Origin of the sequence: Lancefieldella parvula (genome assembly GCF_963530955.1) — a bacterium.
Classification (GTDB): Bacteria; Actinomycetota; Coriobacteriia; order Coriobacteriales; family Atopobiaceae; genus Lancefieldella; species Lancefieldella parvula_A.
In genome coordinates this window covers 1-11,510 of the sequence record NZ_CAUSFQ010000039.1, presented here as the reverse complement: position 1 = coordinate 11,510, position 11,510 = coordinate 1, and the positions used below count along the sequence as shown (strand labels likewise).

At 48.3% G+C, this 11,510-nt stretch carries 11 protein-coding genes and 1 pseudogene; 5 read left to right on the top strand and 7 right to left on the bottom strand.

What is annotated here, in order from left to right; translation table 11 throughout:
• Both RWJ43_RS03910 and RWJ43_RS03905 read right to left on the bottom strand, forming a co-directional pair.
• Positions 1 to 618, bottom strand: a pseudogene (locus tag RWJ43_RS03910) (hypothetical protein); the annotation flags it as partial.
• A complete protein-coding gene (locus RWJ43_RS03905) occupies positions 611 to 2,647 on the bottom strand; it encodes a YidC/Oxa1 family membrane protein insertase (RefSeq protein ID WP_314008004.1) in 2,037 nt (678 codons plus the stop codon). The gene RWJ43_RS03905 and the pseudogene RWJ43_RS03910, both read right to left, overlap by 8 nt.
• Before the next feature lie 443 nt (positions 2,648 to 3,090).
• Between RWJ43_RS03905 and RWJ43_RS03900 the strand changes: the two genes are divergently transcribed.
• Positions 3,091 to 3,900: an AraC family transcriptional regulator gene (locus RWJ43_RS03900; RefSeq protein ID WP_314008001.1), complete on the top strand. Its 810-nt coding sequence runs from the start codon at positions 3,091 to 3,093 to the stop codon at positions 3,898 to 3,900.
• A 489-nt stretch (positions 3,901 to 4,389) separates the two neighbouring features.
• Here the strand turns inward: RWJ43_RS03900 and RWJ43_RS03895 are convergent, their stop codons facing one another.
• Both RWJ43_RS03895 and RWJ43_RS03890 read right to left on the bottom strand, forming a co-directional pair.
• On the bottom strand, positions 4,390 to 5,385 hold the full coding sequence (locus tag RWJ43_RS03895) for a 2-keto-3-deoxygluconate permease (protein WP_314007998.1): 996 nt from the start codon (positions 5,383 to 5,385) through the stop codon (positions 4,390 to 4,392).
• Positions 5,386 to 5,395: 10 nt separating this feature from the next.
• A complete protein-coding gene (locus tag RWJ43_RS03890) occupies positions 5,396 to 6,148 on the bottom strand; it encodes an SDR family NAD(P)-dependent oxidoreductase (RefSeq protein ID WP_035435680.1) in 753 nt (250 codons plus the stop codon).
• Positions 6,149 to 6,735: 587 nt separating this feature from the next.
• Between RWJ43_RS03890 and RWJ43_RS03885 the strand changes: the two genes are divergently transcribed.
• From RWJ43_RS03885 to RWJ43_RS03870, 4 genes are read left to right on the top strand one after another with little or no spacing between them, the layout of a single operon-like run.
• Entirely contained in the window at positions 6,736 to 7,551 is an 816-nt protein-coding gene (locus tag RWJ43_RS03885; RefSeq protein WP_314007994.1) for a metal ABC transporter substrate-binding protein, read from the top strand.
• A gap of 7 nt (positions 7,552 to 7,558) precedes the next feature.
• Entirely contained in the window at positions 7,559 to 8,311 is a 753-nt protein-coding gene (locus RWJ43_RS03880) for a metal ABC transporter ATP-binding protein (protein ID WP_314007991.1), read from the top strand.
• The gene (locus RWJ43_RS03875; protein WP_035426855.1) at positions 8,304 to 9,140 is read left to right on the top strand and encodes a metal ABC transporter permease; all 837 of its coding nucleotides are present in this window, start codon (positions 8,304 to 8,306) and stop codon (positions 9,138 to 9,140) included. The genes RWJ43_RS03880 and RWJ43_RS03875 overlap by 8 nt, the downstream gene beginning before the upstream one ends.
• Positions 9,141 to 9,153: 13 nt before the next feature.
• A complete protein-coding gene (locus RWJ43_RS03870) occupies positions 9,154 to 9,294 on the top strand; it encodes a hypothetical protein (RefSeq protein WP_156921361.1) in 141 nt (46 codons plus the stop codon).
• 71 nt (positions 9,295 to 9,365) lie between these two features.
• Here the strand turns inward: RWJ43_RS03870 and RWJ43_RS03865 are convergent, their stop codons facing one another.
• The 3 genes from RWJ43_RS03865 to RWJ43_RS03855 are packed head-to-tail and all read right to left on the bottom strand — an operon-like array spanning position 9,366 to position 11,257.
• Positions 9,366 to 9,743, bottom strand: coding sequence for a hypothetical protein (locus RWJ43_RS03865; RefSeq protein ID WP_314007984.1), 378 nt, complete (start codon positions 9,741 to 9,743; stop codon positions 9,366 to 9,368).
• 4 nt (positions 9,744 to 9,747) lie between these two features.
• Positions 9,748 to 11,031, bottom strand: coding sequence for a fosmidomycin resistance protein (locus tag RWJ43_RS03860; protein WP_314007981.1), 1,284 nt, complete (start codon positions 11,029 to 11,031; stop codon positions 9,748 to 9,750).
• 4 nt (positions 11,032 to 11,035) lie between these two features.
• Positions 11,036 to 11,257 (bottom strand): hypothetical protein, encoded by a 222-nt coding sequence (locus RWJ43_RS03855; RefSeq protein ID WP_314007979.1) that lies wholly within the window; start codon positions 11,255 to 11,257, stop codon positions 11,036 to 11,038.
• Between the last annotated feature and the right edge of the window lie 253 nt (positions 11,258 to 11,510).

Genomic DNA, 11,510 nt, shown 5'->3' with positions numbered 1-11,510 from the left:
GTTAAACACGCGCTTACGCAGGAGCGATAGAAACACTGTAAGAATGATCGTAATAATAAGGCCTGCAATAATAACGGGACCTGCAACATCATTGAGGTTGAAAGAAAGGTCTCGCGCATTGCTTGCTACCAGCTCAAGTGGGGCTACAACCAAGATAGTAAAGACAGTAAAGAAAGAGACAAGAAATGCGACACCAATGCGACCCTTAGGTTTGAGGGTTCCCTCTTTTTGTTCCTTGAGACGGACGGCCTCTGCTGCAAGGATTTCTTTCATCTGAGTATTTGCAGCTTCTGCACCTTTGGCGTCAATCTTGTGAACTTTGCCTTCGACAATCTTATTGGCGTTCTCATCAATCTTAAGCAGACGGAAGAGCACCTTACGAGAGCGCCTAAACGCAACGCCAAGGACCGCAGAGAGCGCAACTACAACTGCTGCCAATGCCTGGATGGTGTAGGTCATAACTGACGGGTCAACGTAAGCCTGAGCTGTTGCTGGTAGAAGTGCCCACCACGCAAACGTCAGTACTGCGACAAAAAACGCTCCATGAAGGAAGGACGCGCGGCTTTGAATAGCGGCGCTGCAAGAGTTTCTCATGGTAGAAGTTGTTGTTTTAGTCACGAGAAACACCGTCCTCATCAGTTGTCTTTGTGGCGTCTTTAGTGGAGCTGACGTCGTCGCTTTTCTCGTCATCGTCTGCAGCGTCCGCAGCAGCGTTCTTCTTGGTAGTAGCGTTGTCTGCAACCTCAGCGGCAGCCTCTTCCTGGTGCGCCAAAACGCGCTCGAGGATGAACTTACCTGCGGCTTCTCCACCGTGGCCGAGATTAAAGATCATGTTGTTACGAATCTCTTCAATCTTGTGCGACCAGCTATCGGTCTCTTCAAGCATCTGCGCAACCGCGTCGCCAAGGCCCGAGAGGTCCTTAGGATCAAAGCTGCGGCCAATCTCGTTTCTAAGCGTAATATCGCATGGATCCGAATGAATCTTGCTCCAGTCAGGGTTGTTCTCCTTCATTGCAGTGTCAATGAAGACCGACGGCTTGAGCGTGGTAAACGAGAACTCCTCAGCAACACTCGACCAGTCAGTAAACAGCAGGTCAGCCGACAGAACCGAAGTGTTGGAGCTGAAGTCGGTCTCAAAGGAGAGTTCCTCTGGATCCGCGTCAGCGTAGCGAGCAAGAATCTCCTCCATGCGGGCAGGATAGCGCTTCAAATACTCTGGGTGTGGGCGGACCACAATGCGCCAGCCGCGGCCCATGAGCTGCTCAAGCAGGCCGTCAAGGCAGCTGTCCATCAAGTTGTCATACTGCCACGAAGGACCAATCAGCAACAGGGGTTTCTCGCCAGGTTTGCGCTGGCCCAGATTCTGCTTCTGGTAGTTTTTGATTGACCTATCGAGAAGATCGTAGCCAATAGCAGGCTTTCTCTTGGATGGCGTACCGTAGTACTTCTCGACCAGCTCAAGATCGTGCTGCTGGTGAGGGCCAACGCAGAGGACGTCGTCGTAGTAGGTGTACTCGTTGCGCGTTGAGGTGACCGTCATGGAGGTCATATGGTGGCACATATACATGTATTCAGCGTCTTTGCGCACGTAGGAGCGCTTCATGTAGGAGCTCTCCAGGTCGCCGAGGGAAGTTACCACAACATCAGCGTCGAGCTTCATGAAAAGCGTGATAAGGCGACGCTGACCCAAGTAATACGGAATCAGGCGAGGCTGCTGTTTTGCCAGTTCAAAGACCTGGTCGTTAGGGTCAGAGGTGACATAGTGGATACGAATGTCAGAGTTTGCCAGCAGCCACTCGATGGCGCCCTGGAAGTACTTGTAGAAACCGCTTGATTCGGAGTAAAAGACCAGGTGCTTGCCGATGGTGTCAAAGAAGCGCTTGTAGTCCTCTTTTTCGCGAGCGGCATGAGGATCGCGCTGGAACCACTTGTGAGTGGACTTGGTTGCTGCGTCCATTGCCTCAAACTCGTCGCGAGCAGCATTGAGATCGTCGTAATCAACCTGCTTACGAGGGTCGATGATGATGTTGCAGACAATTTGGACCAGGATTGAGAGAAGGTTTGAGCAAACCCAATAGAATGCCATGCCACAGACAACGTAGACTGCAAGTACCAGCGACATTGCAATAGAAAGGCCGTTTGTGGTGTTCTTCTCTGCACGAGACTGCTCGCGCTGAAGCGGATTCAGCTTGTTGGAAGCAAGACCAAGAGCAACCGAGGACAAAGCTGCTGCCAGTGGCATAATCCAGGTGATACCGCCATCGATGATTGGGGTCATGCCCAAAAACTCTGTGCCAGGCGCACCAGAATCGGTGATGCCATGGATAACGTCAACTAGGCCGAACAGGATGACTACCTGGATTGCCAGAGGAATAAGACTCAATAGCGGGTGATAGCCTGCCTTTTTGTTGAGCTCGTTGGAGCGCTCCTCGATGGTCTCCCTGTCGCCGAAGTAGCGAGTCTTTAAGCGGAAGGTCTCGGGCATAAGGCGCACCATAACAATAGAATTTTGTTGCGTCCAAAGTGCCAGGGGCATCAGGATGATTTTAGTCGCAAGAGTAAAAAGGAAGATTGCCGCCCACCAACTGCCGGTCAAGTCGTATGCGGGCTGAACGATAAGTGAAAAAACGTGTGCAAGCTGCTCCATATACAAACCTTCTACGAGAAACCTCTACAGAAGCCAATAAAACCTAAACCTAAAACCTGCAAAACCAATGGAATTCATGAAAACTAAAAGAAAGCTACGACATCTCAAAGAAGTTTGTAGTATCTAAAGTTAACCTGAAGAAACCATTTGTGCATAACTAATTTATGGTATCAAAAAACGCTATTTATCGGCAGTTTAAAGCGAACAATCAAAACGTAAAATCTTTAATTTGAATGGACAAAATTTATTCATAAATTGTTCTTTTTAAAATCATTCTATAAAAGTTACGTAGGCAATTGTCTTTCTCGTTAATCAAAATTTAACCCCTGAAATGGCATTTTATTTGATTTTGGGGTTGCAATCGCGGTTCTGCTGGCTAAAATACTCTCCATGTTATTTTTAATATTCGGCGCATTAGAGCGCTTTTGAAATGAGGAGATTCTATGCAGGCAAATCTGCAGGAGCTAAAAGAGACCTATTCGCGGCAGACGTATAGTGTGTTTTCGATCAACCGCCAGCAGAAGATTGCTGACTCCCAAGTTACTTTTTCGCTTGCTCATTCTGTTTTCATTATTCCTGTGTTTGGATCAGCTGAGATTACTATTGGCGGCAAAGAATTTATCTGTGAAGGAACCACAGTTGTGCACGCTCCTGCAGGTCAGACCGTAACGTATCGCACGCTCTATGGACGCTCATTTGACCATGTAAATATCTACTATGATGGCGTTCAAGGAGATACCAGCAGCCCAATCTTCAATGCATACGCATTTGATCCTCAGGGATTCGATCGTATTCTTGATAAGACACTTGACCTGGAAAAACTTAACACTACCCCATCGCTGGACAACCGTGTCGCACAAATTGTCAACGGTACCGAGCTCATTAAGTCAATGTTCCTGCTCACCAACAGCCAAAAAGTCCAGGAGAGCATGGCCGAGGCTCGCACGTACATTGAGCTTCACTTTGCAGATCCAATTACCATTCCTGGTCTGGCTAAACGCTGTGGCATGAGCACTCAGCGCTTCTCCAACAATTTTGTTCAAACATTTGGCGTTCGCCCAATGACGTTCATCATTGCAAAACGTCTTGACCATGCTCAGCAGCTGCTTCAATCTGGTCTTTCTGTACGCGAGACCTCCGAGGCGGTTGGTTACAATGATCCGTTCTACTTCAGCAGGCTCTATAAGAAGCACATGGGCGTTACACCTCAGGACGTTCATGACAGCTATGAGGGAAATGTCCTGATTAAGTAGTTGCTGCTTGATATTGCTTACAGGAATTACTTGTAGCGAAACCTGGTCGTAGGTTTTATCACAAAGTTAAGGATCAGAACGTTCCGTTCTGATCCTTTTTGCATAATCGGGTCATAAAATGCATTCCTGTGAATACGTAATTTCTTGCCTCAAAATTATGTGCCAAAAAAGGTAAAAAACGCGTTTAGTTGGGGATGAAAACCTAAAATTTGCCGATTTATTCACAACTAAGACGATTTTTTACCGCACTAAAAACTTTTATCTGGGCAAACGTTGTATGCAGAAAAATGAAAACCCCAACTAAACGCATTTTTTACCACTTGGAGACTTATTTGAGCGTTTTCCGAAGAGTCTGAGGCATCCGCTGCCCACTTCAGCCGTCTATCGACCTTCTTTGAGCGTCTCTACAAGAAACCAACGGCACGCAAGGCACAAAAAATCCCAGCACCCGAAGGTGCTGGGATTTTGAACTTGAAACTTTAAGAGCGATTAAGCAGCCTCAACAACTTCCTCGGAAGCGTTGTCTTTCTTAGCAAAGTGCTCAGCAACGTAACCAGTAATCAAAGGAGTCAGGATTGCAGTAACGATAACTGCAGCTGCTACCTGTGCATTTGCTGTTGCAAGAGCAGCGCCGCCATACAGGGCTGGGTTTGCCTCTGCCATAGCAGCAGGTGTAAGTGCATTTGCACCTGCGCAGGAAGAAATTGCAACGCCTGCAATTCCGGTTCCGCCAGTTGCACGATCAACAAAGTAGTTGATAAACCCACCGCAAACAGAGCAGATAACACCAAGCAGAATACCTGCAGGACCAGCCATAATGAGAGAATCAAACTTCATGGTTGTGCCCATTGCAAAGAAGGTCATGACAATAATTGCTGGCAGAGCGCTTGTGAGCATCTTCTTCATGGATGGGAAGCAGTTGCCAAGCAGGATACCCAGGATGATTGGGAGAACTGCACCAAGCAAAGACCAGTTAATTGGAGACTGACCAGTTGCACCAAGAGCAAGCATGGTAACTGGAGGACCAACTACCAGCGTAGTAATTGCGACTGCACCCTGCTCATACTCGTTACCATAATCAGCCATCAGTCCTGCATACATGGAGTTGTTTGCACCAGAGCAAGCAGCAAGGATAACCATGGAAGAAAGACCAAGCAGGTTGTCGTTCAGGAAGAATAGAACTGCAAGACCAAGAGCAACGCAGAACACAACCTTTGAAATGATGATGATTGCTCCGCGTAGAGCAGCCTTTGGTGCACTCTTGAACGAAATAGTTGCACCAACGCACAACATGAAAGCACCAACCAGAGCAGCAGTACCCTTAACGGTCATAGCTGCAGTAAAGCTACCAAGCGTTGGGAATACATCTGGGAAAAATGTGTTCATGAAAACGCCAAGAAGCAGTGGTACCAGGATGTTTGCGCCTGGAATGCGACCCAGTGCCTTAAATGGGTGCTGAAGAGAAATTGGTTCTTTTGTAGCCATCAACAATCACCTAATCCATTACGATGCCGCCGTCGCAGTCGCCAACCTCACCGTTGACAAAGCTAGCAGCGTCGGAAGCAAAGAACAGTACCATCTGTGCAGGCTCAGATGCCTGTGCAGGACGGCCGAGAGGAATAATGCCTACGACCTTCTTGTACTTCTCCTCATCGTTGGAGAGTGCAGTGGTCATATCTGTAATGGTGAAGGATGGGCAAACAGCGTTACAAGAAATGCCGTACTTGCCGCCCTCTTTAGCGATAGCCTTGGTAAAGCCGTTCATACCAGCCTTAGAAGATGCGTAAGCAACAGTACCAAGGAGGCCGCCGCCAATCTTGCCTGCAACGGAAGAAACGTTGACAATGCGAGCGCCACCACGATCAATGAAGTGCTGCCAGAGAGCGTGAGTTACGTTGTAGGTACCGGTGAGGTTGGTGTTGATAGTGTTGTTCCACTCTTTGTCGTCAACCTCGGTGAAAGGAACGGAGCTGATGCGACCAGCGCAGTTGATAAGAACATTGACGTCGCCGCACTCCTCAAGAATCTGAGCAACGGTCTTCTTGACGCCCTCGGCATCTGCAATGTCCATTGTGTAGAAGAAGTTACCCTCGCCGAGCTCCTCGACAAACTTGCGGCCAGTGTCCTCGTGACGAGAGCAAACGATTACATGTCCACCTCCAGCAACAATACCCTTGGAGATCTCAGCGCCAATACCAGCGCTTCCGCCTGTAACCAGAACCAGCTTACCTGTAAAATCGAATGCCATGCTCTCTCCTTTTTTTCACGAGCACAAACCATTAGGAAACAAATAAATTCTAACCATCTTCACATAATTTTCTATAGAAAAATTATTTTAAAGAGATAAATCCAAAGGTAAATAAGCTAAAGGATAATAATTTGCTTAAAATGTGACACAAATGACACATTAAAATTCATGTTCAATCTTTTGGACATTTGTCCGCAAATTTTTGCTTTCAAGATTCCATTAATTTAAAAAAGTTAGACAAAGCTAACTTTTAGGAATACAATATGGCGAGAAACCCGTTGAGCTCGTAGCTCCAAACACCTAACTCTTGGCTTCACGCTATCAGTTTTTTGCTTTCAGCCCCGTAGCTACTTGCTCTCATATCTTTTAAGGAAGTCACTATGAAACATCACTGCACGCATATCTCGGCAGTCGCAAACCCGCAATCGCGCCTCACCTGCAACCCTCTCCTATCCCGCAGGTCAGCGCTCACCTTGCTTGGCGCAAGCTCTGTGGCAGCAATCGCTTCTCTCGCCGCATGTAGCCCACGCGATTCTGCTGCTAGCGCAGACGCCGCACAAAACCAGAACTCTTCGGCGCCCCTTGTCTTGACCACCTTCACCGTGATCCAAGACATGGCTTCTCGCGTTGCGGGCGAGTTCTGCCAGGTAGAATCCATCACCAAGGCCGGCGCCGAAATCCACGACTACGAGCCTACGCCCGACGACCTCAAGCGCGCGCAAAAGGCCCAGCTCATCCTCAACAACGGACTGGGGCTTGAGCGCTGGTTTGAACGCTTTGTTGCCGACTCGCAAGCACAGCGCGCCGACCTCAGCGAAGGCATCACCGCCATCCCCATCGCCGAGGGCGACTACCAGGGCCAAGCCAATCCGCATGCGTGGATGTCGCCCGCAAACGGCAAGATCTATGTCGAGAATATCGTCCGCGCGCTCAGCAACCTTGTCCCTAACCACGCCAAAGACTTTGAAGCCAACGGCGACGCATACAAAAAGGAGCTCGACAACATCTCCTCTCACCTGATTGAGGAGCTTAGCGCCCTGCCGGAGAGCCAGCGCACGCTTGTAACCTGCGAGGGAGCGTTCTCGTACCTGTGCCGCGATACCAACATGAAGGAACTCTACCTTTGGGCCGTTAACGCCGCTGATGAAGGCACTCCGCAGCAGATTGCCAAGGTCGTCGAAACCGTAAAAGCCCAGCAAATTCCTGCGGTGTTCTGCGAATCCACGGTAAGCCCCAAGGCAATGCAGCAGGTAGCCGACGAGACGGGTGCTGTCCTCAGAACTGACGAGAAGAACATCTTGTACGTAGACTCCCTCTCGGAAGCCGACGGCCCCGTGCCCACCTATCTTGACCTGCTGCAACACGATGCAGACGCAATCGTATCTGGTCTCATGGGAAGGTAATTGTTCGATGAATCTTTGTGTTTCGCAACTTTGCGCCTGGTACGAGAAAAAAGACCGCGAGAAACCCATCATTTATGACGTGAATTTCTCGCTTTCAACAGGAGATCTTTGCGCACTTGTTGGCGTCAATGGCGCCGGTAAATCTACGCTCTTCAAAGCGCTGATGGACACCATCGCATGGGAGGGGTCACTTACTTGGGGTCAGCAACCTCTTTCACAGGCGCGCAAGCAGGGAAAAGTCGCTTACGTCCCTCAAACGGAGGCAATTGACGCAACGTTTCCGCTGCTCGTAAAAGACGTTGTTATGCAGGGAAGATATGTTCATCAGGGCTGGATGCGCATACCTTCCACTCAGGACAAAGAGCTGGTTGCCCAGGCACTTGAACGCGTTAACCTGGCCGACCTTGCAGATCGTCCACTTGCCCAACTCTCGGGCGGACAAAGAAAGCGTGTTTTTGTGGCACGCGGAATAGCGCAAGCTGCTGAGCTGGTATTTCTCGACGAACCGTTTGCGGGAGTAGACGCTCGCTCTGAAACCATCATCACCGAACAGCTCAATAACCTCAGTAAAGAAGGCAAAACATTGCTCGTTTCAATTCACGACATCAATTTGGCCCAGCAAAAATTCCCGCTCTGCCTGGTCATCAATAAAACCATAACCGCGCAGGGTCCCTCGAAAGAAATTCTTTCTGGAGACGCCCTCCTGCAGAACCTTGGTATTTCCGAAGATACCCACATTGAGGAGGTGCTCCATGCCTGAGGTAGACATTCTCCAATACGCATTCATGCAGCGAGCCCTCATCACCGGAATTGCAACCGCCATAGTCTGCGGGCTTTTGAGCTGCTGGATCACACACATGGGATGGTCGCTTATGGGCGACGCCATCTCGCATTCTATTCTCCCAGGCGTGGTCATTGCTCATCTGCTGGGACTTCCCTATCTGGTAGGAGCACTTGTGTTTGCTCTCATTACCGTGGTGTTGGTCGGACAAGTCAAAAAGAGCCAAATTGTGCGCCCCGATACTGCTATCGGCATTGTATTTACAACGTTTTTTGCACTAGGAACAGTTCTCATATCCAAGGTTCCAAGTCAGATTAACCTCTCGCACATACTCTTTGGAAACCTTTTAGGTGTCACTACTCCCGACATGCTGCAAGTTCTTTGTATTGGCCTGCCTATTGCAATCCTGCTCATCCTTAAAAACAAGGACCTGACCTTGCTTTCATTTGATCCCACGCAGGTTCAAGCAATCGGTCTTTCTACTAAAACACTCACTTCATTTTTGCTTGTTGCCTTAGCCCTCGCAATTGTCATATCGCTCCAGGCAGTTGGCGTCATTTTGTCAGTCTCGCTGCTTATTGTTCCGGGTGCCTGCGCAAGGCTTCTTACCAATCAGATGCGACATATGCTCTGGATTTCTCCGCTTATTGCCACGGTCAGCGTTTTGATTGGAATAACAGGCAGTTATTACTTAGACGCCTCTTCTGGAGGAATGATTGGACTCACCCTCGGCGTGGTTTTTTGTATCATTTTTATACTAAAGAGTTTACCAAAGCTTACTTTTAGGCATATACTAGACAAGAACTAAGAAAGGAGGACCAATGCGTACACTCAACACTTCAGAAGCCCAGCTCACGCACGCAACCCGCGCGCAAAAGCTCTTGCACAGGCAAGCCTCAGCGGCTCTCAGAACATCCATTGGTCTTATGGTCGGAGCTCTTCTTATTGCGATGGTTCATTAAGGCTTCAACTCAAATAATCACCCAGATTTGGCGAGAAACCCCTTCTATTCAAAGGGTTTCTCGCCAAATTTTTATATAAGTGTTTGAACGAGAATACCTACGGTTACTGACGCAAGGTTGGCCAAGATTGAAAGAGTCCATGGGGTGTTGCTTACTCTTTTTACCTTGTAAATGAGACCTTCGACAGCAATAACAACCAGCTCAACAGTTATGACGCACGCCCAGTACTGAACGTCGTTAGCAACCACATCAACAAGGGCGCTTGTGATAAAAACGGCAATTGGATTAGTAAGCACTTGAGCAGCAACAACAATCAACAGCGCTTGATTGTCTTTAACGCCCAGCGATTTTGCGACAATAAGCTCAACAGTAATAGTCAGAATCAGACAAAACGCAAATATTGGAATAATGGTAATCAAATACGGCAACAAAAATATTTGGTCGTCCATGCCATTAGCCTTCTGCTTGGTTGCCTTCAGCGGCCAGTTTACCTTTAGCCACAGGATAATCTTCTCCTGCAAGTTCATCTTCAACCGCAAGCTCATCAACCTGATCAGATGGCTCTGCGATTAGAACATCTTCCTCTACAGCCTCAACAACTTGTGCTGCCTGGAACATACGCTCATGACCAAATGGTCCTGTAGCCACGGAATCTTTGACTAACGTAAGACCTACGCCCAACGCAAGTGCCGAGACCAAACTGATACCAGAGAGCATCGCAGGATGCTCAATTCGGAATCCTGCGAGCGCAGGCAACGCACCTACAGCTAGTGAGAAACTGGCCAGTCCAAACGCGGTGCCTTTTGCGTTAGGCAAGATGTTTGCTAGAGATGCCAACGTAATGGACATAGTAAAGTTAAAGAAAAATACACCCAGAAGGCCCATAACCGGTATCTCCCATGAGGGCACAAACAAGGTGGCTGCAACAATGAGCGAAAAGGTAGCTGTAGTCCTAAAGCCAATACGATCAGCAACCATTCCACCAAGCGCTTTACCTGCAAATACGCCAAGGATGCTTAACACCAGTAAGAGCATCTCACTCTTCCAAGGAAATGCCATAACCATGCCGGCATAGCTTCTCAGCGCCACCACAAGGCTCAGCAGTGCAATCGCAAGCAATGTATTGGACGAAAGCCTAGGAATATCAAACGTAACGTTATGCACGTTCCAGTACTTCTTGTTAACCTTTTGTACTACAAGCGTGATAAGCGCGCATAAGAACAATAGCACAAGCAGGGAAAATGCAATCTGAAGTCTTCCCATTTGAGCACTTTGTGTGCCTAAAAAGACTCCAATTGCACCAGTTGCAATAAAGATTCCCGAAGGTCCTGCATGTTTTTGCGAGATATTAAGGACGCTCAGTCCACCTGCACTATGGAAGAGCGCATTTCCAATCGCAAGCAAAAGAATCGCAGGCCACTCGAGAAGGGCTATAGGGACCAGCGAAAGAACAACTCCAGCACCCACTAAAGCATACGAAAGTAAGGCGGCATAGGAGTTCTTATCCAGCTGATCCAGCGCAATGCCTATAGGGAGCTGCAGGGTAAAGGCAACTATGTCATACAGTAAAATACTTAGCGCAACAACTTCCATCGAACCCTGGCCAGACTCGCCCAACACTCGGCTTACCGCGCAGAGCATGGTAGATACGCATGCAAAGTCAACTACAAAATGACATAACGCAAATGCAAAGGTAGTGACTTCTTTTTTGGGAAGAATCTGCTGTGTTGTGGACAAGGTTTTACCTGCGACGCCTTATGATCATAATGAAGCCAATTACTGCCACAAGAGTAGAAATTGCAGCCATGACCAGGAAACTAGAATCCCTCTCAATGTTTGGCGTAGAAATAACATCAGCTAATGCGATAACGGGTAGCGCAACTGTCATGACAAAAGTGCTGGCAGCAAGCGCAATTTTTTGGGCTGAACCCAAACTAGAACGTAGATGACGATACAGTGACATAGTACCTCCTTCATCAACTTTTTAATATTTTACCAGCACACACGTCGCGTTCCAAATGTACATCCGTAAACGGCATAAAAAAGCGCCCGACGAATGTGAACTGCCTCCCATTTCTTGGACATAAGAAATGGGAGGCAGTTCATATGCGGGTGATTATGATTCTGCAGCGTGTTAGCGTTGGCTTTTAAGCCTGGCGCACAAAATAGCGCAGCTTTGGTAGGTTCTGCCGAAGAATCGACATGTTCCTAATCAA